This is a genomic window from Plantibacter sp. H53 (genome assembly GCF_001650455.1).
GTDB lineage: Bacteria > Actinomycetota > Actinomycetes > Actinomycetales > Microbacteriaceae > Plantibacter > Plantibacter flavus_A.
The window spans coordinates 18182-41764 of the sequence record NZ_LWCT01000003.1 but is presented as its reverse complement, the minus strand read 5'-3'; the positions used below and the strand labels follow the sequence as shown (position 1 = coordinate 41764).

The 23583-nt window shown below is 69.4% G+C and carries 24 protein-coding genes; 16 read left to right on the top strand and 8 right to left on the bottom strand.

The window, feature by feature from the left end; all coding sequences use genetic code 11:
* Positions 1–113: 113 nt before the first annotated feature.
* From A4X17_RS02955 to A4X17_RS02910, 10 genes are all read left to right on the top strand, one after another.
* A complete protein-coding gene (locus tag A4X17_RS02955) occupies positions 114–1580 on the top strand; it encodes an NAD-dependent succinate-semialdehyde dehydrogenase (protein ID WP_064294186.1) in 1467 nt (488 codons plus the stop codon).
* Between the two features lie 240 nt (positions 1581–1820).
* The gene (locus tag A4X17_RS02950; protein WP_064294185.1) at positions 1821–3179 is read left to right on the top strand and encodes an NAD(P)/FAD-dependent oxidoreductase; all 1359 of its coding nucleotides are present in this window, start codon (positions 1821–1823) and stop codon (positions 3177–3179) included.
* A gap of 156 nt (positions 3180–3335) precedes the next feature.
* The gene (locus tag A4X17_RS02945) at positions 3336–4232 is read left to right on the top strand and encodes a universal stress protein (RefSeq protein WP_064294184.1); all 897 of its coding nucleotides are present in this window, start codon (positions 3336–3338) and stop codon (positions 4230–4232) included.
* Positions 4229–5806: an APC family permease gene (locus A4X17_RS02940; RefSeq protein WP_064294183.1), complete on the top strand. Its 1578-nt coding sequence runs from the start codon at positions 4229–4231 to the stop codon at positions 5804–5806. Before A4X17_RS02945 ends, A4X17_RS02940 begins: the two co-directional genes overlap by 4 nt.
* 105 nt (positions 5807–5911) lie before the next feature.
* Complete coding sequence (purS, locus tag A4X17_RS02935; protein WP_064294182.1) at positions 5912–6172, top strand: phosphoribosylformylglycinamidine synthase subunit PurS; 261 nt, start codon at positions 5912–5914, stop codon at positions 6170–6172.
* Positions 6169–6870 (top strand): phosphoribosylformylglycinamidine synthase subunit PurQ, encoded by a 702-nt coding sequence (purQ, locus tag A4X17_RS02930; protein WP_064294181.1) that lies wholly within the window; start codon positions 6169–6171, stop codon positions 6868–6870. The genes purS and purQ overlap by 4 nt, the downstream gene beginning before the upstream one ends.
* A gap of 180 nt (positions 6871–7050) precedes the next feature.
* Positions 7051–7758: a FadR/GntR family transcriptional regulator gene (locus A4X17_RS02925; protein WP_064294180.1), complete on the top strand. Its 708-nt coding sequence runs from the start codon at positions 7051–7053 to the stop codon at positions 7756–7758.
* Positions 7759–7890: 132 nt separating this feature from the next.
* Positions 7891–9162 carry an HNH endonuclease signature motif containing protein gene (locus tag A4X17_RS02920; protein WP_064294179.1) on the top strand — a complete coding sequence of 424 codons (1272 nt, stop codon included), beginning with the start codon at positions 7891–7893 and terminating at the stop codon, positions 9160–9162.
* A gap of 180 nt (positions 9163–9342) precedes the next feature.
* Positions 9343–10230 (top strand): NAD(P)-dependent oxidoreductase, encoded by an 888-nt coding sequence (locus A4X17_RS02915; RefSeq protein WP_064294178.1) that lies wholly within the window; start codon positions 9343–9345, stop codon positions 10228–10230.
* Between the two features lie 103 nt (positions 10231–10333).
* The gene (locus tag A4X17_RS02910) at positions 10334–11587 is read left to right on the top strand and encodes a four-carbon acid sugar kinase family protein (protein WP_064294177.1); all 1254 of its coding nucleotides are present in this window, start codon (positions 10334–10336) and stop codon (positions 11585–11587) included.
* Here the strand turns inward: A4X17_RS02910 and A4X17_RS02905 are convergent.
* Entirely contained in the window at positions 11584–11955 is a 372-nt protein-coding gene (locus A4X17_RS02905) for a helix-turn-helix domain-containing protein (protein WP_064294176.1), read from the bottom strand. The genes A4X17_RS02910 and A4X17_RS02905 overlap by 4 nt on opposite strands.
* Before the next feature lie 116 nt (positions 11956–12071).
* On the opposite strand from A4X17_RS02905, the gene A4X17_RS02900 reads away from it, so the two are divergent.
* The 5 genes from A4X17_RS02900 to A4X17_RS02880 all read left to right on the top strand — a co-directional run bounded on the left by A4X17_RS02900 (position 12072) and on the right by A4X17_RS02880 (position 17488).
* Positions 12072–12929, top strand: coding sequence for an SDR family oxidoreductase (locus A4X17_RS02900; RefSeq protein ID WP_064294175.1), 858 nt, complete (start codon positions 12072–12074; stop codon positions 12927–12929).
* Positions 12930–13142: 213 nt separating this feature from the next.
* The gene (locus tag A4X17_RS02895) at positions 13143–14846 is read left to right on the top strand and encodes an amidohydrolase (RefSeq protein ID WP_064294174.1); all 1704 of its coding nucleotides are present in this window, start codon (positions 13143–13145) and stop codon (positions 14844–14846) included.
* Between the two features lies 1 nt (position 14847).
* On the top strand, positions 14848–15741 hold the full coding sequence (locus tag A4X17_RS02890; protein ID WP_175484425.1) for an ABC transporter substrate-binding protein: 894 nt from the start codon (positions 14848–14850) through the stop codon (positions 15739–15741).
* Positions 15742–15743: 2 nt separating this feature from the next.
* Positions 15744–16715 (top strand): amino acid ABC transporter permease, encoded by a 972-nt coding sequence (locus tag A4X17_RS02885; protein WP_231884275.1) that lies wholly within the window; start codon positions 15744–15746, stop codon positions 16713–16715.
* Positions 16712–17488 carry an amino acid ABC transporter ATP-binding protein gene (locus A4X17_RS02880; RefSeq protein WP_064294173.1) on the top strand — a complete coding sequence of 259 codons (777 nt, stop codon included), beginning with the start codon at positions 16712–16714 and terminating at the stop codon, positions 17486–17488. Before A4X17_RS02885 ends, A4X17_RS02880 begins: the two co-directional genes overlap by 4 nt.
* Positions 17489–17563: 75 nt before the next feature.
* Here A4X17_RS02880 and A4X17_RS02875 read toward each other — a convergent pair whose 3' ends face one another.
* The 6 genes from A4X17_RS02875 to A4X17_RS02850 form a co-directional block, all read right to left on the bottom strand.
* Complete coding sequence (locus A4X17_RS02875) at positions 17564–17782, bottom strand: hypothetical protein (protein WP_064294172.1); 219 nt, start codon at positions 17780–17782, stop codon at positions 17564–17566.
* A gap of 151 nt (positions 17783–17933) precedes the next feature.
* Positions 17934–18557 carry a hypothetical protein gene (locus A4X17_RS02870; RefSeq protein WP_064294171.1) on the bottom strand — a complete coding sequence of 208 codons (624 nt, stop codon included), beginning with the start codon at positions 18555–18557 and terminating at the stop codon, positions 17934–17936.
* Complete coding sequence (locus A4X17_RS02865) at positions 18554–19168, bottom strand: DUF6286 domain-containing protein (RefSeq protein WP_064294170.1); 615 nt, start codon at positions 19166–19168, stop codon at positions 18554–18556. Before A4X17_RS02865 ends, A4X17_RS02870 begins: the two co-directional genes overlap by 4 nt.
* Positions 19165–19578, bottom strand: a complete 414-nt coding sequence (locus A4X17_RS02860) for a hypothetical protein (protein WP_064294169.1) — start codon at positions 19576–19578, stop codon at positions 19165–19167. Before A4X17_RS02860 ends, A4X17_RS02865 begins: the two co-directional genes overlap by 4 nt.
* On the bottom strand, positions 19575–19766 hold the full coding sequence (locus A4X17_RS02855; RefSeq protein ID WP_056008790.1) for a DUF2273 domain-containing protein: 192 nt from the start codon (positions 19764–19766) through the stop codon (positions 19575–19577). Before A4X17_RS02855 ends, A4X17_RS02860 begins: the two co-directional genes overlap by 4 nt.
* Positions 19763–20221 carry an Asp23/Gls24 family envelope stress response protein gene (locus tag A4X17_RS02850; RefSeq protein WP_064294168.1) on the bottom strand — a complete coding sequence of 153 codons (459 nt, stop codon included), beginning with the start codon at positions 20219–20221 and terminating at the stop codon, positions 19763–19765. The genes A4X17_RS02855 and A4X17_RS02850 overlap by 4 nt, the downstream gene beginning before the upstream one ends.
* 241 nt (positions 20222–20462) lie before the next feature.
* On the opposite strand from A4X17_RS02850, the gene purL reads away from it, so the two are divergent.
* Positions 20463–22796, top strand: a complete 2334-nt coding sequence (gene purL, locus A4X17_RS02845) for a phosphoribosylformylglycinamidine synthase subunit PurL (protein WP_064294167.1) — start codon at positions 20463–20465, stop codon at positions 22794–22796.
* A 244-nt stretch (positions 22797–23040) separates the two neighbouring features.
* On the opposite strand, the gene A4X17_RS02840 is transcribed toward purL, so the two are convergent.
* Complete coding sequence (locus A4X17_RS02840; RefSeq protein WP_064294166.1) at positions 23041–23481, bottom strand: hypothetical protein; 441 nt, start codon at positions 23479–23481, stop codon at positions 23041–23043.
* Positions 23482–23583 lie beyond the last annotated feature (102 nt).

The following is a 23583-nucleotide window of genomic DNA, read 5'->3' as shown; positions in this document are numbered from 1 at the left end:
GGCAGGGACCGAGGCGGCCCCCGCAGCACAACCCCGGACCCTGAGCTTGTCGATGGGCATGCACGCTGAAACACTGTGACCGACGGCACCGACACCACCAAGGAGCTCCACCCATGACCGACGCACGTGAAACCGATCTGCTCGCCAAGGTCCCGAACGGCCTGTTCATCGGAGGCGTCTGGCGCGACGCGACGGAGGGCGCGACGCTCGACGTGAGCGACCCGTCCACCGGCGACGTCATCAAGACGATCGCGGACGCCTCGGTCGCCGACGGCACGGCGGCCCTCGACGCCGCGGTCGCAGCCCAGGACGAGTGGGCGGCGACCGCTCCCCGCACCCGCTCCAACATCCTCCGGAAGGCCTTCGACCTCCTCCAGGAGCGTCGCGAGGAGTTCGCCCTCCTCATGACGCTCGAGATGGGCAAGCCGCTCGCCGAGGCGAACGGCGAGGTCACCTACGGTGGTGAGTTCCTCCGCTGGTTCTCCGAGGAGGCCGTCCGCATCTCCGGACGCTACGGGTCGAACCCCGAGGGCACCGGCATGATGACCGTCTCGCAGCACCCCGTCGGCCCGTGCTTCCTCATCACCCCGTGGAACTTCCCCCTCGCGATGGCGACCCGCAAGATCGCCCCGGCGCTCGCAGCCGGCTGCACGGTCGTCGTCAAGCCCGCCGAGCTCACCCCGCTCACGACCCTGTACTTCGTGAAGCTGCTCGAGGACGCCGGGCTCCCCGCAGGCGTCGTGAACGTCATCACCACCTCCAGCTCCTCCGCGGTCTCCGGCCCGATCATCGCCGACCCGCGGCTCCGCAAACTGAGCTTCACAGGATCGACGGCCGTCGGTCAGAAGCTCATCGAGCAGTCCGCGAAGAACGTCCTCCGCACCTCGATGGAGCTCGGCGGCAACGCCCCGTTCGTCGTGTTCGAGGACGCCGACCTCGACAAGGCCGTGGAGGGCGCGATGGCCGCCAAGTTCCGCAACATCGGACAGGCGTGCACCGCGGCGAACCGCTTCATCGTCCACCGCGACGTCGCGGACGAGTTCGCGAAGCGCGTCACCGACAAGGTGAACGCGTTCCGCATCGGTCGTGGTACCGATGACGGCGTGACGATCGGCCCACTCATCGACGACCGCGCGGTCACGAAGGCGAAGACCCTCGTGGGCGACGCCGTCGAGCGCGGCGCCGAGGTCCTCACCGGCGGCGAGGCCGTCGACGGACCGGGCACCTTCTTCCAGCCGACGGTCGTCACCGGGGTCGTGCCGGGGTCCGACATCCTCCGCGAGGAGATCTTCGGCCCGGTCCTCGCGATCGTGCCGTTCGACGACGAGGATGAGGCCGTGCGGCTCGCGAACGACACCGAGTACGGGCTCGTCTCCTACGTGTTCACCACCGACCTCGCCCGCGGACAGCGCATGATCGGCCGTCTGCAGACCGGCATGATGGGCCTCAACGTCGGCGTCATCTCGAACGCCGCAGCACCGTTCGGTGGGGTCAAGCAGTCGGGCATCGGACGCGAGGGCGGGGTCGAGGGCATCCACGAGTACCTGTACACGAAGTACACCATGACGCCCATCGGCTGATCTACCTCGGTCGGCACAACGGAAACCGTCGCCGATCACCGATCCGACCGGCGACCTCGCCATCCTCGGTTCCATCCGACCGCCGGATCCGCCATACTCGACTATCGGCGCCCGGCCCGAGCACCACCCGAGCACCACCCCGGTCCCGAGCACCACCCGGTCACCCGAGCACCACCCGGTCACCCGAGCACCACCCCGGTCCCTGAGCTCGTCGAAGGGCCACGAACAGGAAGACACCTCATGAGCGCTATCGAACGCGACGTCGTCATCATCGGCGCCGGGGCCTCCGGGCTCACGGCCGCCACCAAGCTCCGCGCGGCGGGCCTGTCCGTCGCCGTCCTCGAGGCGCGCGACCGCGTCGGTGGTCGCCTCTGGACGAACCACATCGACGGAGCCATGCTCGAGCTGGGCGGCCAGTGGGTCTCCCCCGACCAAACCGCGCTGCTCGCCACACTCGAGGAGCTCGGGCTCGACACCTACTCCCGCTACCGCGAGGGCGACAGCGTCTACGTCAATGCCGAGGGCGTGCGCACCCGCTTCACGGGCGACATCTTCCCCGTCGCCGAGTCGACCGCAGCGGAGATGGAGCGACTCATCGCCCTGCTCGACGAGCTCGTGGAGGAGGTCGGCGTCTCCGAGCCGTGGGCGCACGCCCGGGCGAAGGAATACGACCGCATCTCGTGGAGTGCCTGGCTCGCCGAGCAGACGGACGACGTCGAGGCGCGCGACAACATCGCCCTCTTCATCGCCGCCGCGATGCTCACGAAGCCCTCCCACTCCTTCTCGCTCCTGCAGGCGCTCCTCATGGCGGCGTCCGCGGGCAGCTTCACCCACCTCGTCGAGGCCGACTTCATCCTCGACAAGCGCGTCGTCGGCGGCCTGCAGCAGGTCCCGATCAAGCTCGCCGAGGCCCTCGGCGACGACGTCCACCTGTCCTCGCCCGTGCGTCGCCTCGAGTGGTCCGACGCCGGCGTCTCGGCCGAGGCGGACAGTGTGACGGTCAACGCGCGGTACGCGATCGTCGCCGTTCCGCCGAACCTCTACTCCCGCATCGACTTCCAGCCGCCGCTGCCGCGCCTCAGCCACCAGATGCACCAGCACATGTCGCTCGGGCTCGTCATCAAGGTCCACGCCGTGTACGAGACGCCGTTCTGGCGCGCGGACGGCCTGTCGGCCACCGCGTTCAGCCCGTACGAGCTCGTCCACGAGGCCTACGACAACACGAACCACGAGGACCCGCGCGGCACGCTCGTCGGGTTCGTCTCGGACGAGCGCGCCGACGAGGTCTTCAAGCTGAGCGCCGAGGAGCGTCGCGAGCGGATCCTCACCTCGCTCTCCCACTACTACGGCGAGCAGGCCCTCTCCCCCGTCGTCTACTACGAGAGCGACTGGGGCAGCGAGGAATGGACGCGAGGCGCGTACGCGGCGAGCTTCGACCTGGGCGGCCTCTCGCGTTACGGCGCCATGCAGTCGACGCCGGTCGGTCCGATCTTCTGGTCGACGAGCGACCTCGCCGCCGAGGGCTACCAGCACGTGGACGGCGCGATCCGCAAGGGCGCCGACACCGCTGAGGCGATCATCGCCCGCCACCAGGCGTAGCGATCCGGGGAGCGGGGCCCGCTCCGCTCCCCGCCCACCACCTCCGGTCCCTGAGCTTGTCGAAGGGCCACCCCCGTCGATACCCTGCACCAACGAAACACCCGCACGCCGCCGTGCAGTCCGGCACCTTCGCACCCGATCGAAAGCGAACACCAGATGAGATACATCGTTGGCTACACCGATACGCCGGCGGGACGCGACGCGCTCGCGCTCGGCATCCGGATCGCTCGGACCACCGGAGCCCGGCTCGACATCGTCCTCGTGCTCGCGAACGAGGAACGCCCGACGATCACCCCGGCCGATCCCGGGTACGAACGGTTCCTCCGTGAGACGGCCGAACGCTGGCTCGCCGAGGCGCTCGACGCGGTCCCAGCCGACATCACCGCCAAGACGCACCTCGTGTACGACGAGTCGTTCGCCGAGGGCCTCTTGGAGGCCTCCCGCATCCTCGAGGGCGGGCTCATCATCATCGGTGCGGCGCGCGGTGGACTCCTCGGGCGGTTCACGCTCGGCAGCGTCGCGAACACGCTCCTGCACTCGGCGGTCGTCCCGGTCGCCCTCGCTCCGGTCGGCAGCCGGGACCTCCTCGAGGCCCAGCCCACCGGAGGAACGGTCAGCCGGATCACCTGCGCGATCGGCACCCGTGCCGGCGCGCACCAGCTGCTCGACGCGGCCATCGTCGTCGCAAAGAACGCGGTCATCCCGCTCCGGCTGGTCTCGCTCGTCGCGCTCGACCAGCCGGAGGGCGCCGAGCACCCCGAGGCGACCGCAAGGGCCGAGTCGCACGCGGCGGAGGTCCTCGCCTACGCGACCGAGCACCTGCCGAAGGACATCGACGTGACCACCGAGATCGCCTCGGGCACCCGCATCGAGGACGCCGTCTCGAACCTCGAGTGGAAGCCCGCGGAGATCGTGCTCGTCGGTTCCAGCCGACTCGCCACCCCGAAGCACCTCTTCCTCGGCTCCACGGCAGCGAAGATGCTGCGTGAGCTCCCCGTACCCATGGTGGTCGTGCCCCGCGACTCCGTGCTGACCCTCGGAGACCCGACATGACTCCTCCCGAAACCACCCCGCCTCGCGACGTCGCCCACCCCGAGACGACCGCGACGGGCGCCCTCTCCAAGAAAGGCCTCGGCGCCGGCACCGTCGGCCTCATCGGTGCGATCGTCATCGGCATCTCGTGCATCGCCCCGGCGTACACCCTGACCGGCGCCCTCGGTCCGACGGTCGCGGAGGTCGGCACCCACGTGCCTGCCATCTTCCTCGTCGGCTTCATCCCGATGCTGCTCGTCGCCTTCGGCTACCGGGAACTCAACAGCCGCATGCCGGACTCCGGCACCTCGTTCACCTGGGCGACGCGCGCGTTCGGCCCGTGGGTCGGTTGGATGGCCGGTTGGGGCCTCATCGCCGCGACCATCGTCGTGCTCTCGAACCTCGCGGGCATCGCGGTCGACTTCTTCTACCTGATGCTGTCGCAGATCTTCCAGAACCCCGACATCGCCGGCCTCACGTCGAACCCGTTCATCAACGTCATCACCTGTCTGGCGTTCATGCTCGGGGCGACGCTCATCTCCTACCGCGACATGCAGACGACGCAGAAGCTGCAGTACGTGCTCGTGGGCTTCCAGTTGCTCGTGATGGTGCTGTTCGGCATCGTCGCCTTCGCGCACGTGGCGGGCGGTGACGCGTTCGACGCCCTCCCGATCTCGCTCGACTGGTTCAACCCGTTCGCCGTCGGGTCGTTCAGCGCCTTCGCCGCAGGCCTCTCGCTCTCCATCTTCATCTTCTGGGGTTGGGACGTCACGCTGACGATGAGCGAGGAGACGAAGGGGTCGAGCTCGACGCCGGGCAAGGCCGCCACCGCGACCGTCATCATCATCGTCGTCCTCTACCTGTTCCTGTCGGTCGCGCTCATCAACTACGCGGGCGTCGGCGACGGCGAGTTCGGGCTCGGCAACGAGGACATCCAGGGCAACGTGTTCTTCTCGCTCGCGGGGCCCATCCTCGGCCCGCTCGCGATCCTCGTGTCGATCGCGGTGCTGTCGTCCTCGGCCGCCTCGCTGCAGTCGACGTTCGTCTCCCCTGCGCGGACCCTGCTCGCGATGGGACACTACGGCGCGCTGTCGCCGAAGTTCTCGAAGGTGCACCCGAAGTTCTTCACGCCCGGTTACGCGACGATCGTCTCGAGTGTCGTCGCGTCGGTGTTCTACGCGGTCATGCGCTTCATCTCCGAGGACGTCCTCTGGGACACGATCACGACCCTCGGCATGATGATCTGCTTCTACTACGGCCTGACCGCGTTCGCGTGCGTCTGGTACTTCCGGAAGCAGTGGTTCTCGAGCGCACGGAACTTCATCTTCCAGTTCTTCTCCCCGCTCGTCGGCGGTCTCATCCTGGGCGTGCTCTTCTTCACCACGATCATCGAGAGCGCGGACCCCGACTACGGCAGCGGGTCGAACATCGGCGGTGTCGGGCTCGTGTTCATCCTCGGCATGATCATCATCGTGGCGGGCATCGTCATCATGCTCATCCAGGCGAAGCTCCGACCGGACTTCTTCCGCAACAAGACGCTCGCCCGCGGCATCGCCGGCGACGCGAACGAAGCGGACGCCGCCCTCCCGGAATGACCCGCTGATCACGACGCGGCGCCGAGGCACCGCCGTCGGACGGGCGTCGTGCGCTCGGCGCTAGACTGTTCGCATCCCCGCCGCGTCGCAACGAAAGAGACCTCCGTGCCGACCATCGTCGTAGAAGTCATGCCGAAAGCCGAACTGCTGGACCCCCAGGGCAAGGCCGTCGCCGGCGCCCTCGCGCGTCTCGGCAAGAGCGAGTTCACCGATGTCCGCATCGGCAAGCGCTTCGAGCTCACGGTCGACGGCCCCATCACCGACGCCACGCGCGCCACGGTGCAGCAGATCGCCGACGACATCCTCTCGAACGCCGTGATCGAGGACGTGGTGGCCATCCACTACCCCGAGGGCTCCGAGGCATGACGACCCGTATCGGTGTCATCACCTTCCCCGGTTCACTCGACGACCGCGACGCCCAGCGCGCGGTCCGCATGGCGGGTGCCGAGCCCGTCGCGCTCTGGCACGGCGACCACGACCTCCAGGGCGTCGACGCCGTGATCCTGCCCGGTGGTTTCAGCTACGGCGATTACCTCCGCGCCGGCGCGATCGCCGCGGTCTCGCCGATCATGACCGAGCTGAAGGACGCCGCCGGCAAGGGCATGCCGATCCTCGGGATCTGCAACGGCTTCCAGATGCTCGTCGAGGCGCACCTGCTGCCCGGTGGCCTCATCCGGAACGCCCACCAGCAGTTCATCCGTCGCGACCAGCTGCTCACGGTCGAGAACGCCGACACCGCCTGGACCCACCAGTTCTCGAAGGGGCAGGAGATCACCATCCCGCTCAAGAACGCCGACGGCGGCTACATCGCCGACGCCGAGACCCTGGCACGCGTCGAGGGCGAGGGCCTGGTCGCCTTCCGGTACGCGGGCGTGAACCCGAACGGTTCGCTCGACGACATCGCCGGCCTCACGAACCCCGCTGGCAACGTCGTGGGCCTCATGCCGCACCCCGAGCACGCGATCGAGCCGGGCTTCGGTCCAGACACCCCGCTCGCCATGCGCTCCGGTGTCGACGGTCTCGCCTTCTTCACGAGCGCTGTGCAGGCCCTCCAGGCGGTCTAGCCAAAACACGTCGTCTCCACGCCCGTCCCGATCCGTCGGGGCGGGCGTGTTGCATCGGTGGACGCATCCCTGAGCCCCGCCCCGGTCCCTGAGCCCGACACCGTGGTCCCTGAGCCTGTCGAAGGGCGGCCAGCAGCACCGGCTACCATCGACACTGGTCGGACCAATCGAGGGGGCAGGATGGCGGAGCCGCTCGAAGCGCTCGTGGCGAGGCTCGTGGAGCTGGCCACGCCGGAGCCCGGCACCTCCGCGCGGCGTCTGCCGCCCGAACGCGAACTCGGCGAGGCACTGCAGATGAGCCGCGGCGCCCTCCGCGAGCAGCTCGCCGTCCTCGAACGGCTCGGCTTCCTCCACCGCACCCAGGGTCGGGGCACCTCCATCGACGCTCCGGGCGACGACTTCGTCCGCAGTTGGTTCACCATCTCCCGTCAGCTGGGCTACCTGTCCGACGATCAGTTCGCCCGGTCGCGCATGATGCTGGAGGAGACCGTCGCCGAGGCGGCGGCCGGGCTCGTCACCGACGAGGCGGTCGCGGTGCTGCGCGGCGACGTCGACCGCATGATCGCCGCGACGCTCGCCGGGGATCACGATGCGGCGCTCGAGGCCGACGTCGACTTCCACAGCCGACTGAACGCCATCGTCGACGACCCGATCTTCCGACTCATGCACGAGGGCTTCAGTCACGTGCTCCGCGAGACGATCCGGCAGCGTCGACTCCGCGCGCTCGAGGTGGAGCAGCCGGACGAGCGCGGCGTCCGGCGGACCGACAGCGTGCATTACGCCGTCGTCGATGCCCTGGCCGCTCGAGACGCCGAGGCCGCAAGGCGCGCGATGCGCCAGCACTTCGAGGACTGGTTGCAGCTCGAAGCCGACGACGCCGCGAGCTGACGCGTCGCGACTCCGCCCCCGTCCGGGCAACCTCAACCGGTCCCTGAGCCTGTCGAAGGGCACACGCGGACACCTCCACAACCGGGCCGACTCAACATCTGGAATGTCAGTGGTCCATGATGGACTGGTTCCATGACCGAGACCAGCACCACCGCGATCCGCGCGAGCGACGAATACGCCGCGCGCCTCGCGGAGTTCTCGGACCAGTACGCGGACATCCAGCGGCGTCGCGCCAAGCTGGACGCCGAGGAGGCCCGACTGCTGGCCCGTTCCGCTGCCTACGCGGACGCCTTCGCCGACGCCACGGTCCCGGCGATCTTCCCGCCGGCGGAACGGCAGGCCCTGTCGCGCCGGTCGACCTGTGCGGCGCTCGCGATGGCGACACGGACGCCGGAACGGACCGTTCAGCGTGCGACCAACGATGCCGAACTGCTCGTCAACGAAGCGCCGGCTGTGCTTGCCTCACTTGAGGCCGGTCGTATCTCCGCCCGTCATGCGCAGACGATCATGGACCAGCTCGGCGACGTGCCGACCGCAGGGCGAACGGTGTTCCTCGCTGAGGTCCTGCCGGTTGCGGAAGAGTCGACCAACGCGAACCTCCGCAGACGCGCCCGCATCCTGCGCGAGCGACTGCACCCCGAGTCGATCACCGCCCGCGCCCGGCGGTCCGAGGCGGACCGTCGGGTGGAGTTCGAGCCCGCAGCGGACGGCATGGCCTGGGTGCATCTCTTCACCACGGCGCCCATCGCCCAGGGCATCATCGAGCGCGTCGAGGCCGCCGCAGCGGAGTCACGCGCAGCCGGCGAAACCCGCACGTGCGCACAACTGCAGGCCGACGCCCTGGCGGCGCTTGCGCTCACCGGAGTCACGCCCGACGACGTCATGACGAGCCCGGTCCTGCCGCACCCGGTCGAAGTGCAGGAGCACATCAAGCCGACCGTGCAGATCACGGTCCCGGCGCTCACGATGGCCGGCGTGAGCGATGCCCCGGCGACGCTGGACGGCTACGGGCCCATCGACCCTGAGACCGCAGCACGTATCGCCGTGAACGCCCCCAGCTTCACCCGGATCCTCGTCCAACCGGAAACCGGCGCAGTCCTTTCCGTCGGGCGGGGCCAGTACCGCGTTCCCGCCGATCTCCAACGGGCGGTGCGCCTCCGGGACGGCACTTGTCGGGCACCGGGCTGCGGCAGACGGGCCAGAGCGTGCGATCTCGATCATTCGGTCGCGTGGGAAGACGGCGGCACCACAGACGTCGGGAATCTCGCCTGCCTGTGTCGACATCACCACCGCATGAAGCACCTGCCCGGGTGGAACCTCGACCACAGGCCCGGTGGGGTGCTCGACTGGACGACACCCGACGGGAAGCACCACCGGACAAAGCCCGACCCGGCGCCGTTCTGACCCCGCCGACGAAGGCTCCTTCGTGGGCACTTCGACAGACTCAGTGACCGGGAGAGGTATGGCCGGAACGATTCGGTCCTCGTCGGCGTTTCGACAGGCAGCCGGGCACCCACCACCGGGCGCTTGCCCGGGCCGATGTCCACGGTTACGATTGGTCCAACCAATCCACCGGAGGACGCCATGGCATCGACGCCACTGCCCGCACACACCATCACCTTCGTCGGTATCGGCGCGATCGGCCTGCCGATGGCCACCCAGCTCGCCGCGGCCGGCCACCAGGTCACAGGCGTCGACCCCTTCCCCGCCGCACGGGAACGCGCGTCCGCCGCCGGCATCAGCGCGGTCGAGTCGATCACCAAGGCACCGCAGGCCGACACCGTCGTGGTCATGGTGGCGACGCCCGACCAGCTCGCTGAGCTCGTCACCCTCGCCCTCGCCGACACCGATCCCTCCGGCCAGACCTGGATCATCATGAGCACCGTCGGCCCCGCCTCCGTCGTCGAGCAGGCCGCCCGTCTCGAAGCCGCGGGCGCAGCGGTCCTCGACGCCCCGGTCACCGGCGGCGTGGCACGTGCAAGCACCGGCGAGCTCACCATGTTCGTATCCGGATCCCCCACTGCGACCGCCGCCGCAGCGGAACCGCTCGCCGCCCTCGGCACCGCCAGGATCGTCGGCGAAGCCATCGGCGACGGCCAGGCGATCAAGGTCGTCAACCAGCACCTCTGCGCCGTGCACATCGCCGCTGCCGCCGAAGCCCTCGCCCTCGCGTCCTCGCTCGGACTCGACCCGGCGGCCGTCCTCCCCCTCGTCGAGTCCGGTGCAGCCGCTTCCTGGATGTTGTCGGATCGCGGACCCCGCATGCTGCAGGACACCGACGCCCCGGTGATGAGCCGTGTCGACATCTTCGTGAAGGACACCGGTCTCGTCGCGGATGCGGCGAGCGCCGCCGGAGCCGCGACCCCAGTCCTGGACGCAGCGCGCGAACGCTTCCTCGCCGCTGCAGCGTCGGGCCTCGGCGCACGCGACGACTCCCGCGTGATCGAGACCTACCAGGAGACCCACGCATGAAGACGATCATCCTCGACGACGACACGTCGCATGGCCCAGGAACGCCGCGCAGGGCGCCCCGGATCGTCCGAGCTGACCGCGACCCCCGCCAGGAGACCCCCGCATGAAGACGATCATCCTCGACGACGACCCCACCGGCACGCAGTCGGCCACGGGCGTCGACGTCCTGCTCGAGTGGGACGCCGACCTCATCGAGCGGGCCCTCGACGGCGCCGACGCGGTCTACCTGCTCACGAACACGCGTGCCGTCTCCGAGGCCGACGCGGTCGCGCTCCTCGAACGCACGCGGACCGAGGCTGAGGAAGCGGGACGTCGACTCGGCGAACGGGTGCACGTCGTCCTCCGAGGCGACTCGACCCTGCGCGGGCACGTGTTCCCCGAGACCGCCGTCTTCACCGGAGACCGCAGCGTCATCGTCTTCGTCCCGGCCTTCCCGGAGGGCGGGCGCACGACGATCGACGGCACCCACTACGTCCGCATCGGCGACGAGACGCTGCCGGCCCACGAGACGGAATACGCCCAGGACCCCGTGTTCCCGTTCCGCTCGGGACACCTGCCGGACTACGTGCGCGAGCAGTCCGGTCGGGAGGCCGCCCACTTCGGCCTGGCGGGTCTCCGCGACGGCGCCGCCGAGTTCCGTGCAGCTCTCCGTGATGCCGTTCCCGGAACGGTGCTCCTTCCGGACGCGGAGACCGGAGACGACGTGCGGATCATCGCGCAGGCCATCACGGCGGCGTGGGCCGACGGAGCCGACGTGGTCGTCCGGTCCGCGTCACCCCTCGCTGCAGCCATCGCGGGCGTCGAGAGCGACGGCCTCCTGCGCTCGCCGCTCGTCGCGGAGCCGGTCGCGGCACTCCTCGTCTGCGGCTCCCACACCATCGGCGCGACGCGACAGCTCGCGCCCGTCGAGGCGGCGTTCGGCCCCGCCGAGATCGTCCCCACGAGCGACGCCCTCCAGGATGCCGTCGCCACCGGGCGGGCCGTGGCGGAGGCCGCTCGAGCGAGACTCACCGAGACGGGGTTCGCCGCGATCTCGTCCGAGCGGGAACGGGACGCCTCGCACAACACGCTCGACCACGGTGAGCAGGTGATGATCGCACTGACGTCGGCGACCGCTGCGCTCCGACGATCGGTTGAGGTCGTCGTGTCGAAGGGCGGCATCACCTCCGCCGAGGTCGCCCGGGTCGGACTCGGTGCACGGCGCGCTCGCGTCCTCGGACAGGTGCTGCCCGGGGTCTCGGTGTGGAGTGTGGTGACACCCGAGCACGAGGAGAAGCTCTACGTGGTCGTCCCGGGCAACGTCGGCGACCCGTCGACACTCGTCGACGTCCTCACCGCGCTCGGCCGGACCGCCTAGCGCCCGAGGATCTCCGACGCGTTGTGGTCGATCCACGCCATCAAGGGCATCAGGTGCTCGTTGAGGTCGCGACCGCGGTCACTCAGGCTGTACTCGACACGGGGCGGGATCTCGGGGTGCGCGACGCGGACGACGAGGCCGTCCTCCTCGAGCGTCCGGAGTGTCTGGGCCAGCATCTTCTCGCTGATGCCCTGGACCACCCGTCGCAGCTCACCCCAGCGATGGGTGCCGTCGGACAGCGCCAGGAGGACGAGGACGCCCCACTTGCTGGTCACGTGGTCGAGCACCGTGCGCGAGGGGCATGCGGCAGGCAGGATGCCGTCGGTGAATCCAGGGCGTCTTCCCAGCTGCGTGTCCACGCTCGTCATGACTCATTCCTTACTCGTCGGACAGTAGCTTACCTCAAAGTGGGTACTGCAGATCGGGAAGTAATGTGATCGGAAGCGGGTTCCTCCTCAGCGAACCCCATCGAAAGGACCCTCACATGTCTCTCGTCGTCACCGGAGCCACCGGCCACCTCGGCCACCTCGTCGTCGAGCACCTGCTCACCCGCGGCACCGACCCCGCCACCATCGTCGCCACCGGCCGCCGGACCGAGGCACTGGCCGACCTCGCCACCCAGGGCGTCCGCACCGCGAAGGTCGACTTCACCGACCCGGCCACCCTCGACGCCGTCCTCGAGGCCGGCGACACCTTGCTGCTCGTCTCCGGGAGCGAGGTCGGCCAGCGCGTCGCCCAGCACGCAGCCGTCATCGACGCCGCCAAGCGCGCCGGCGTCGCCCGCCTCGTCTACACGAGCGCGCTCCGGGCCGACACCTCCCCGCTGATCCTCGCCCCCGAGCACAAGGCGACCGAGGAGCTCATCCACGCGTCCGGTCTCCCCTTCACCATCCTCCGCAACGGCTGGTACACCGAGAACTACGGCCAGTCCGTCGACCAGGCCAAGGCGACCGGATCGTTCGTCGGGAGCGTCGGCGACGGGCTCGTGTCGAGCGCGTCTCGCACCGACTACGCGGAGGCGGCCGCCGTCGTCCTCACCACCGACGGCCACGAGGGCAAGGCCTACGAGCTCGCCGGCGACGTCGCGTGGTCGCACCCCGAGCTGGCGCAGGCGATCGGCGAGGTCGTCGGCCGAGAGGTCGTCTACCAGGACCTCTCCCCCGAGGACCACCTGAAGGCCTTGCTGGCGGCCGGTCTCGACGAGGGCACCGCGGGCTTCGTCGTCGCGCTCGACGGCAACACCCGCGACGGCCTCCTCGCCGAGACGAGCGGCGACCTCGGCCGGTTGATCGGCCACCCTACGACGCCGCTGGTCGAGGGCTTGCGCACGCTCGTCGCCTGAGCCGCGTCGACATCTCCTGCAATCAGCCGGGCCCGGAGCGCACGCTCCGGGCCCGTTCGCGTGCACTGACACTCCGGCTGAAGGATTCCGTTGCAGAAACGCGATCCGACGCACGAATCCGTCACCTCGATCCGGGTTATGCTCTCGATACCGCTAGCGCGCCGAGGATGACGCGCCGGCCAGACGGCACCACCGACGCTTCGAGCAGGTGATATGACGAGCAACGCGGACACGGTCTTCACCGGAGGCACCGTCTTCCGGAACGCCCTGCTCACGCCGCAGAACGGTGCCGTCGCCGTCTCCGACGGCCGGATCGTCGCCCTCGACGCTGACGCACACGCGGCGATCGGTCCCGACACCGAGATCGTGGACCTCCGAGGCGGTCTCCTGCTCCCCGGCTTCGTGGACGCGCACGTCCACCCGATCGAGGCCGGACTCGAACAGCTCGCGTGCGATCTGTCGGGCGAGCGCACCCCCGAGGGATACCTCGCCACGATCGCCGCTTACGCCGAGGCCCACCCCGATCGCCCGTGGATCGTCGGCGGCGGCTGGCAACAGGCCGCCTTCCCCGGCGGCACCCCGCTCGCCGCGGAGCTCGACCGAGTGGTGCCGGACCGGCCCGTCTTCCTCCAGAATCGCGATCACCACGGAGCCTGGGTGAACACCGAGGCGCTCCGCCTCGCCGGCGTCGACCACACCACACCGGACCCCGCCGACGGCCGGATCGAACGGGACGCGGACGGCACCCCGAACGGCATGCTCCACGAGGGTGCCCGCTCGCTCGTGTCCCGGTTCGTCCCCGTCGACACCGACGAGGACGTCGCGGACGCCCTCGTCGCAGCCCAGCAGACCCTCCACGGCTTCGGCGTCACCGGCTGGCAGGACGCGATCGTCGGCGACTACGGCAGCCACACCGATACGAGCGACGCCTACCTGCAGGCGATGGCGGACGGGTTGCTCATGAGCGACGTCGTGGGGGCGCTCTGGTGGGACCGGGATCGTGGACTCGAGCAGATCGACGAACTCATCGCTCGCCGCGACGCGATCGCACGCCGCGCCGCGGCCCTCGGGACGACGACCGGGCGCTTCACCGCGGGCACCGTCAAGATCATGCAGGACGGCATCCCCGAGAACCGGACCGCCGCGATGATCGACCCCTACCTGCGCACCTGTCACTGCGGAGACACCGCGCCCGAACGCGGCATCTCCTTCCTGGAGCCCGCGATCCTCGTCGAGGCGGTCACGAGGCTGGACGCCGCGGGGTTCCAGGTCCACTTCCACGCGATCGGCGACCGGGCGGTCCGCGAGTGCCTCGACGCCCTCGAGGCCGCGCGGGAGCGCAACGGCGAGAGCGACAACCGGCACCACATCGCGCACGTGCAGATCGTCCATCCCGACGACCTGCCGCGGTTCGCCCGACTCGGCGTCACGATGAACATGCAGGCGCTCTGGGCCACGTGGGAGCCCCAGATGGTCGAGCTGAACCTGCCGCTGCTCGGCGACGAACGCGCCTCCTGGCAGTATCCGTTCGGCGATGCGGCACGACTCGGCACCCTGCTCTGTGCCGGATCGGACTGGCCCGTCACGACCCCCGACCCGTGGCAGGCCCTGCATGTGGCGGTCAACCGCACGCTGCCGGCCGACGATCCCGACCACCACCCCGAACCGCTCAACCCAGGACAGTCGCTGACGCTCGGAGCGGCGATCGCCGCGTACACGCACGGGTCCAACCGGATCGACCACCGCGACGACACCGGCGTGATCGAGGTCGGCGCCGTCGCAGACCTCGTCCTCGTCGACCGTGACCCGTTCGCCGGCCCCACCACCGAGATCGCGCACACCAGGACCGTCGGGACCTGGATCGCCGGACGCCGCGTCTTCACCTCCACCACCACATCAACCGAGCAAGGAACCTGACATGAAGAACCGATACCTGCTCCCGGCCGCACTCACGGCCGCCGCCGCGCTGCTGCTCACCGGCTGCGTCAACAACGAGGTCGCCACGCCCGACGCCACCGGCTCCACCGCCGCGGTGACCGTCGACAAGGCCGCCGAGGCGCTCCTCCCCGACGACATCCGTCAGGCCGGCAAGCTCATCCTCGGCACCGACGCGACCTACGCGCCCAATGAGTTCAAGGACGCGAACGGCGACCCGATCGGTTGGGAGATCGAGCTCGCCGACGCGATGGCCGGCAAGCTCGGCCTCACCACCGACTACCAGGTGGCGAAGTTCGACAACATCATCCCGAGCATCACCGGTGGCAAGTACGACGTCGGGCTGTCGTCGTTCTTCGACACCAAGGAGCGTCAGCAGCAGGTCGACATGATCGACTACTTCACGGCCGGGATCCAGTGGGCGACCCTGGCGGGCAAGTCCGTCGACCCCGACAACGCCTGCGGGCTGAAGGTCGCCGTCCAGAACGGCACGACGGAGGCCCTCGACGACGTCCCCGCCAAGTCGCAGGCCTGCACCGACGCCGGTAAGCCGGCGATCGAGGCCCTCGGCTACGACACGCAGGACGAGGCCACGGCTGCAGTCACACTCGGCCGCGCCGACGCGATGACCGCCGACTCCCCGGTCGTGCAGTACGCCGTCCAGCAGAGCGACGGCAAGCTCGAACTCTCCGGTGACGTCTACTCGACGTTCCTCTACGGCATGCCGATCGCGAAGGACCGTGGCGACCTCGGCAAGGCCCTCCAGGCCGCCCTGCAGTCCCTCATGGACGACGGTACCTACGGCTCGATCCTGAGCAAGTGGGGCGTCGAGTCCGGCGCCCTCGACAAGATCGACATCAACGGCGCGACGAGCTGACCGTGAGCGACTCCAGAATCACCGGGACGGCGTCCGCGCCCCCGGTGCCGTTGAAGGTCGTCAAGCTCCGCCATCCCTGGCGGAACGTGTTCGCCGTCATCATCGTGCTGTTGCTCGTCGCGTTCGTGGTCGACGCGGCGACGCGGCCGGCGTACGACTGGCCGGCCGTCGGCAAGTACGTCTTCGACCGGCGGATCACCATGGCAGCGCTCATCACGCTGCAGCTGACGGTGTACTCGATGATCGGCGCCATCGTCCTCGGCGTCGTGCTCGCGATCATGCGGCTGTCGCCGAACCCGGTGCTCAAGGCCATCGCGTGGGGCTTCGTCTGGCTGTTCCGCGGGACGCCGGTCTACGTGCAGCTGGTCTTCTGGGGCCTGCTCGCGACGATCTATCCGACGCTCAACATCGGACTGCCCTTCCTCCCGCCGATCGCGCAGCTGCCGACCGATGCCGCGCTGAACACGTTCTGGATCGCCGTCATCGGGCTGGCACTCAACGAGGCCGCCTACATGTCGGAGATCGTGCGCGCCGGTCTGCTGTCGGTGGACCGCGGACAGGAGGAGGCGTCGACGGCGCTCGGGATGAGCTGGGCGCAGACGATGCGGCGGGTCATCCTGCCGCAGTCGATGCGGATCATCATCCCGCCGACCGGCAACGAGGTGATCTCGATGCTCAAGACCACGTCGCTCGTGACGGCCGTCCCGTTCACGCAGGAGCTCTACACGAGATCGCGGGACATCTCGTCCGAGACGTTCAACCCGATCCCGTTGCTCATCGTCGCGTCGCTCTGGTACCTGCTGTTCACCTCGATCCTGATGGTGGGGCAGTACTTCCTGGAGAAGCGGTTCGCGCGCGGCCTCACCCGGATCGACGCGGGGGCACCCGTCACGACCGAGGCCATCCAGGTCCAGGAGGCGGAGGCGCGCGCCAAGCAGAGCCCAACCGACGGCGAGAGCGGAGAACGACGATGACGATCACGGACACGATCGACATGGTCCGCGCGGAGGGCGTGGTGAAGTCCTTCGGCTCGAACACGGTCCTCAAGGACATCTCCCTGACGGTACGACGCGGCGAGGTCATGTGCCTGGTCGGGCCGTCGGGCTCCGGCAAGTCGACCTTCCTGCGCTGCATCAACCACCTGGAGCGGGTCGACGGCGGACGGTTGCTCGTCGAGGGGGACCTCATCGGCTACCGCGAGCGAGGCGACAAGCTCTACGAGTTGAAGCCCAAGGAGGCGGCGAAGCAGCGGCGCGACATCGGTATGGTGTTCCAGCGGTTCAACCTGTTCCCGCATATGACGGCGCTCGAGAACATCATCGAGGCGCCCATGCAGGTGAAGGGTCAACGGCGAGCGGTCGCCGAGCAGCGCGGCCGGGAACTCCTGGACCGGGTCGGTCTGAGCGACAAGGCGGCTGCATACCCCGGTCACCTGTCGGGCGGTCAGCAGCAGCGGGTCGCGATCGCGCGGGCCCTAGCGATGGATCCGAAGCTCATGCTGTTCGACGAGCCGACCTCCGCACTCGATCCGGAGCTGGTCGGCGAGGTCCTCGACGTCATGAAGGGGCTCGCGAAGGACGGCATGACGATGATCGTCGTGACGCACGAGATGGGGTTCGCCCGAGAGGTGGCCGACTCGCTCGTGTTCATGGACGGCGGCGTGGTCGTGGAGACGGGAGCGCCCCGCGAGGTGCTCGCCAATCCGCAGCACGCCAGGACACGCGCGTTCCTGTCGAAAGTGTTGTGAGCACGAACGCCGCCCGCTCTCCCAGACTGGGGCGAGCGGGCGGCGTTCTGCCCGAGGACGGACGGGCGAAGGGGCTCAGTGGAGCTTCTTCTGGACTTCCTTCTGAGCCTTCGCCGTGGCCTTCTTCGCGTTCTTCACGGCCTTCTTGCGCGCCTTCTCGACGCGAGGGTCGTTCCAGAACTCTTCTGCGGCGTGCTTGATCTCGCGGTACCGAGTGCGTCCGGCCTTCGCGCCGAGCGTGTAGGCACCGAAGGCGATGAGGCCGACGATGATGAGGAGGATCTTCTTACCCATGATGTTGCTCCCTCTCCCACGGATCGCCGTGGGGCGTTGATGTGTCCCGATGGTTCATCCCGCGACACTGGCATTCTGCGACGCGCGGCTGCGGATCAGCCGATTCGGACGGGGGCTTGCAATTGCACCGGCATGTCCGGATCAGTGACGGTCACTGGAGGACGCGCTTCGGCTTGGCGGCGCGGAAGCCGCCACCGACCTCGACGAGGACGGGGAGTTCGACGCCGAGCAGGCGGTCGAGCGACTCCACCGCCGTACTGACGGTCTCCACCGCCGTGCGGGGCGAGACGCCACGCCGGCAGGTGACGGCGACCTTGAGCGCCTGCGCCCGGTTCACGTCCCAGGCGGAGACGCGGACGGACGAGAACGCCTCGGTGTCGTCGAGGGCATCGCCGAGGGCATTGGCCGCGACGTCCGTCTCGAGCACGATGTCGCCGTGCTCGACGGTCGCGCGATGCACGACGCCGGAACGGCCGCGCCCCTGGCGAAGGACGAACAAGATGAGCAGGGCGGCGACGACCACGAGCAGCACGATCCCGGCGATCGGGACGAGGACCGGGGCCGTCTGACCGGCGTCCGCGCCGGACACCGCTGCGAACGGGTTCCAGGCGAACCAGCCGTCGATCGTGTCGAGCACGGCGGCCCGATTGTCGCGCCACCAGTCCGCGACGACGGGCACGGTGACGACGGCGAGCGCCGCCGCCCCGATCACGACGAACACGAGTCCGATGAGGAGGATGAGCAGACGGTTCAGTCCGCGGTTGGTGGAGTTCACTGTCCGACCTTCCCGTTCGACGAGATGGAGGTGGTCGACCGGAGCGACGGCTGCAGGCCGAACGCGTCGAGGTCTGCGGCGACGGCGCGGTCGACTTCGGACCGGTCGACGTTCATGCCGCTGGCCGGGGTGATCCGGATCGCTGCGGTCCGCCGCCCGACGGCCACGGAGGTGCCGTCAGGATGCGTGGCAGCCGTCGTCGAAGCGCGCTGCGCGAGGGCCGACGCGATGACCTCGTCGTCGACGACCGCGAGTACGCGCCCGGTCGACAACAGGTGGCGGTGACGACGTCCCGGGCCGAGCGCGATCCCGATGAGGACCACTCCGAGCAGGAGCACGAGTGCCCCCGCGACACCGAGGATGACCGGTTGCGTCGACGGCAGGCTCGCCGCGGCTCCCGGGATCTCACCCGGGGCGACGAGGAGCGGGCGGACGCCGATGAGGGCGAGCACCGTCTCCACGGCGATCCAGAGCGCGACGAGCACGAGCAGGACCGCGAGGAGGATCGCGGCGGTCGAGCGCGGCGAGTGCAGTTCGCGGCGAGCCAGGCGCCGGAGCACCCTCGTCGGGCCGGCGGCCGGGGTCGTGGCTGCGGTGGCGGTGGCGGTCATGAGACGCGTCCTTCCTGGTCGATCTCGAGTCCGCTCACGCGGATGGAGACGCGCGAGACGCTCGAACCGGATAGCTGCTCGACGCGAGCGGCGATGGCACCGGTGGCGGCCGAGACGCGCTCGACGATGGAGCCCCCTGAGCGCTGGAGCGCGTCGGGGGCGGCCGAGACGCGCGCCAGTGGGATCGCACGCATCGGCGAGGTGACGATGAGCGCGAGCGCGCCCTGGTCGTCGGCGAGCTCGACCTTCACACGTCCCGCCGGGACCCCGAGCGACTCGGCCGCGATGTTCACGGCGACGTGCTCGAGGGCCTTCGCGGTGATCCGCGTCCGGCCCGGCCCGCCGTGCTGGTGCACGACGGGCGCTTCGGCGGCCGAGGGGACTCCCCGGTCGAGGACCGCGGTGGTCATGACGAGACGCGCTTCCCGCGGACGGCGTCGACGATCGCGTTCAGGTCGGTCTGGCCGGTGACGATGCGAGCCACGAGGGCGCCGATCCCCATCGCGACCGCGACGAACACGAACGCCCAGAACCCGAAGGCGACCCAGCTGAGTGCGAGGACGGCTCCGATCAGGATGCCGGTGTTGGTGGCGGTCACTGGACTCGCGCCTCGGCGTTCTGGTCCTCGTCGTCGGACGGGATGAAGACGTCGCTGACGGTCACGTTGACCTCGGTGACCTCCATGCCGACGAACTGCTCGATCGCGCGGATGACGGAGGCGCGGACCTCGCTCGCGACGGCCTGCAGGTCCACCGGGTAGTCGGCGACGATCACGACGTCGACGGCGACCTGGGTCTCGCCGACCTCGACACGGATGCCCTGCGACAGGTCGGAGGAGCCGATGGCGTCGCGGATGGCACCGAAGGCACGGGCTGCGCCACCACCGAGGGCGTGCACGCCGCGGACCTCGCGGGCTGCGATGCCGGCGATCTTCGCGACCACGCCGTTGTCGATGACCGTCTTGCCGTGGGTGTTCGTCTGCGTGGCGGCGTTGTTCTCGCCGACGACACCCTTCGTGACGGTGGGCTTCGGGGAGTTGGTGGTGTTCGACATGGTGTTGCCCTTCCTGGTTCGTCTCGAGCGAGCGGTTGATCGCTTCGTTGGTGATAGGACGCAACCATCGCACCGATCGTCACGGTCGATCTCGAAGCTCGTGAAGAGACCTCGAATCCTGCACCGCACCGTGACGAATCGGCGTCGACCTCCGACGCCCATCCGAGGATCTGTTCGTCGCTGCACGCCGCTAAGATTGGTGGGTCCGGCATCCCACCACTTCCTTTGGAGTCCTGCCCTCGTGACGACCACCACCCCCACCAGCTCCGCCGTCGCCGACACCGTCGAGAACGCCGTCGCGACACCGGACCGCGAGCAGCCCTACGGCGCCCTCGGGCTGAAGGCCGACGAGTACGCGAAGATCCGCGAGATCCTCGGCCGTCGTCCCACGAGCGGCGAGCTCGCCATGTACTCGGTCATGTGGAGCGAGCACTGCTCCTACAAGTCCAGCAAGATCTACCTGCGCCAGTTCGGCCAGAAGGTCACCGACGAGATGAAGAAGAACCTCATGGTCGGCATGGGCGAGAACGCCGGCGTCATCGACGTCGGCGAGGGCTGGGCCGTGACCTTCAAGGTCGAGAGCCACAACCACCCCTCCTACATCGAGCCCTTCCAGGGTGCGGCAACGGGCGTCGGCGGCATCGTCCGCGACATCATCTCGATGGGTGCCCGACCGGTCGCCGTCATGGACCAGCTCCGATTCGGCGACATCGACCACCCCGACACCGCGCGCGTCGTGCACGGCGTCACCGCCGGCATCTCCTCCTACGGCAACTGCCTGGGCCTGCCGAACATCGGTGGCGAGACCTACTTCGACAAGGTGTACCAGGGCAACCCGCTGGTCAACGCCCTGTCGGTCGGCGTCCTGCGTCACGAGGACCTCCGCCTCGCCAACGCCTCGGGCGTCGGCAACAAGATCGTCCTCTTCGGTGCTCGCACCGGTGGCGACGGCATCGGCGGCGCGTCCATCCTCGCGTCCGACTCCTTCGACGCGAACGGCCCGACGAAGCGTCCGGCCGTCCAGGTCGGCGACCCGTTCGCCGAGAAGGTGCTCATCGAGTGCTGCCTCGAGCTCTACCGCGACAGCCTCGTCGAGGGCATCCAGGACCTCGGTGCCGCCGGCATCTCCTGCGCGACGAGCGAGCTCGCGGCCAACGGCGACGGCGGCATGTTCGTCGAGCTGTCGCACGTGCTGCTGCGCGACCCCTCGCTGACGCCCGAGGAGATCCTCATGTCGGAGTCGCAGGAGCGCATGATGGCCGTCGTCGAGCCGGGCAAGCTCGACGCGTTCCTCGCCGTCACCGACAAGTGGGACGTCGAGACCTCGGTGCTCGGTGAGGTCACCGACACCGGCCGCCTCGTCATCAACTGGCACGGCGAGGAGATCGTCAACGTCGACCCCTCGACCGTCGCGGTCGACGGCCCGGTCTACGAGCGCCCGGTCGCCTACCCCACCTGGATCGACGCACTGCAGGCCGACTCCGCGTCGGCCCTCCCCCGCACCGACGCCCCTGCCGAGCTGGAGCAGCAGTTCCGCTCCCTCCTCGGATCGGCGAACCTCGCGGACAAGAGCTGGATCACCAACCAGTACGACTACTACGTCATGGGCAACACCGCGCTGTCCTTCCCCGACGACGGCGGCATGATCCGCGTCGACGAGGAGTCCGGCCTCGGCTTCGCCATCGCGACCGACGCGAACGGCCGCTACTGCCAGCTCGACCCGCGCCAGGGTGCACAGCTCGCGCTCGCGGAGGCCTACCGCAACGTCGCCGTCACCGGTGCCGTCCCGGCCGCCGTCACCGACTGCCTGAACTTCGGCTCGCCGGAGAACCCCGAGGTCATGTGGCAGTTCTCCGAGGCCGTCGCCGGCCTGTCGGACGCCTGCCTCGAGCTCGGCGTGCCCGTCACCGGCGGCAACGTGTCGTTCTACAACCAGACGGGCGACGTCCCGATCTTCCCGACGCCCGTCGTCGGCGTCCTCGGCGTGATCGACGACGTCGCGCGCCGCATCCCGAGCGGCTGGCAGGACGAGGGCGACAACCTCTACCTCCTCGGCACCACGTCACTCGAGCTCGACGGATCCGCCTGGGCCGGGACGATCCACGACCACCTGGGTGGTCTGCCGCCGAAGGTCGACCTCGCCGGCGAGAAGACGCTGGCCGAGCTACTGCACGCCGCAGCCAAGGAGGGCCTCGTGTCCTCCGCCCACGACCTCTCCGACGGCGGTCTCGCTCAGGCGCTCGCGGAGAGCGTCATGCGCTTCGGTGTCGGTGCCCGGGTCTTCCTCGGTGAGCTGCTCGCGCGCGACGGCGTCGACCTCACGACGGCGCTCTTCTCCGAGTCCACCGGACGCGTCATCGTCTCGGTGCCGCGCGAGGACGACGTCAAGTTCCAGGGCCTGTGCGAGGGCCGCGGCTACCCGGTGCTCCGCATCGGCGTGACCGACGCCTCGGCCGTCGGCGACGCGACCGAGCCCGCCCTCGAGATCCAGGACGTCCTGACCATCCCTGTCTCCGAACTGCGTCGGGTGTCGAAGAGCGTGCTCCCCGAGCGGTTCGGCCCGGTCATCGGCTGAGCGACCCGACTCCACACAGCCCCTGCGCCCGACGGCGCGGGGGCTGTGTCGTTCTCGGGGCTGCGTCGTTGTCGGGGCTGCGTCGTCGCTGGATGGACCTCGAGACGCCGGGTGGGCGGATACCCGAAACCCACCCACCCGACTCACCACCGGGCGCTCGAGCCAGGAACCCGAATGTCCTGACCGGCGTCTCCGGCAGTGGTGTCGCAAGCGACACCTTCAGCATATCAGCATTTGGAATGCTTCACGGAAGCGTCGCGGCCATCCCCCACAGTCGTTCCACGGCCAATTCCGCGGCGATCGCGTCCCCCTCCGCGACCGCGTCCCGAAGGATCGGGAAGTCGACCGCGAGCGACGGCCAATCGAGCCAGTCGGTGTCGGCGGTGACCTCCAGCTGCGGCGACAGCAGCGCGAGTGCGTCGCGAGCGGTCGTGACCAGGATGCGATTCGGACAGAGGGCGACGAGATGGTCCATGAGCGGCCAGGAGAGCCCGGCGTAGGCGACCGGGTCCTGCAGGCCGATCACTCGCGACACCTCGTCCAACTCGGCGACGAGCACCGCTCGGTCGGCGTCCTCGAGGACGGGCACGGTCACGCGCGTCACACCGCCCAGCAGCGCCCCGAGCGTCTGGAAGAGATGGATCCGCCGATGGCGGGGTCTGCTGGCCGCCGAATCCGCCGACATGCGTCCCACCTTCCTGCCGTTCCAGGTCAACCCGTGCGCGTCAGGATAGCAAGGCTCAGCGCGCCCGACGACACCTGTGCATCCGGCATGTTCTACAACACA

Excerpts from the sequence above, each read along its gene's own strand:
- A4X17_RS02955 (WP_064294186.1), top strand. The coding sequence starts at position 114 with ATGACCGACGCACGTGAAACCGATCTGCTCGCCAAGGTCCCGAACGGC.
- A4X17_RS02950 (WP_064294185.1), top strand. The coding sequence starts at position 1,821 with ATGAGCGCTATCGAACGCGACGTCGTCATCATCGGCGCCGGGGCCTCC.
- A4X17_RS02945 (WP_064294184.1), top strand. The coding sequence starts at position 3,336 with ATGAGATACATCGTTGGCTACACCGATACGCCGGCGGGACGCGACGCG.
- A4X17_RS02940 (WP_064294183.1), top strand. The coding sequence starts at position 4,229 with ATGACTCCTCCCGAAACCACCCCGCCTCGCGACGTCGCCCACCCCGAG.
- purQ (WP_064294181.1), top strand. The coding sequence starts at position 6,169 with ATGACGACCCGTATCGGTGTCATCACCTTCCCCGGTTCACTCGACGAC.
- A4X17_RS02925 (WP_064294180.1), top strand. The coding sequence starts at position 7,051 with ATGGCGGAGCCGCTCGAAGCGCTCGTGGCGAGGCTCGTGGAGCTGGCC.
- A4X17_RS02920 (WP_064294179.1), top strand. The coding sequence starts at position 7,891 with ATGACCGAGACCAGCACCACCGCGATCCGCGCGAGCGACGAATACGCC.
- A4X17_RS02915 (WP_064294178.1), top strand. The coding sequence starts at position 9,343 with ATGGCATCGACGCCACTGCCCGCACACACCATCACCTTCGTCGGTATC.
- A4X17_RS02910 (WP_064294177.1), top strand. The coding sequence starts at position 10,334 with ATGAAGACGATCATCCTCGACGACGACCCCACCGGCACGCAGTCGGCC.
- A4X17_RS02905 (WP_064294176.1), bottom strand. The coding sequence starts at position 11,955 with ATGACGAGCGTGGACACGCAGCTGGGAAGACGCCCTGGATTCACCGAC.
- A4X17_RS02900 (WP_064294175.1), top strand. The coding sequence starts at position 12,072 with ATGTCTCTCGTCGTCACCGGAGCCACCGGCCACCTCGGCCACCTCGTC.
- A4X17_RS02895 (WP_064294174.1), top strand. The coding sequence starts at position 13,143 with ATGACGAGCAACGCGGACACGGTCTTCACCGGAGGCACCGTCTTCCGG.
- A4X17_RS02890 (WP_175484425.1), top strand. The coding sequence starts at position 14,848 with ATGAAGAACCGATACCTGCTCCCGGCCGCACTCACGGCCGCCGCCGCG.
- A4X17_RS02880 (WP_064294173.1), top strand. The coding sequence starts at position 16,712 with ATGACGATCACGGACACGATCGACATGGTCCGCGCGGAGGGCGTGGTG.
- A4X17_RS02875 (WP_064294172.1), bottom strand. The coding sequence starts at position 17,782 with ATGGGTAAGAAGATCCTCCTCATCATCGTCGGCCTCATCGCCTTCGGT.
- A4X17_RS02865 (WP_064294170.1), bottom strand. The coding sequence starts at position 19,168 with ATGACCGCCACCGCCACCGCAGCCACGACCCCGGCCGCCGGCCCGACG.
- A4X17_RS02860 (WP_064294169.1), bottom strand. The coding sequence starts at position 19,578 with ATGACCACCGCGGTCCTCGACCGGGGAGTCCCCTCGGCCGCCGAAGCG.
- A4X17_RS02850 (WP_064294168.1), bottom strand. The coding sequence starts at position 20,221 with ATGTCGAACACCACCAACTCCCCGAAGCCCACCGTCACGAAGGGTGTC.
- A4X17_RS02840 (WP_064294166.1), bottom strand. The coding sequence starts at position 23,481 with ATGTCGGCGGATTCGGCGGCCAGCAGACCCCGCCATCGGCGGATCCAT.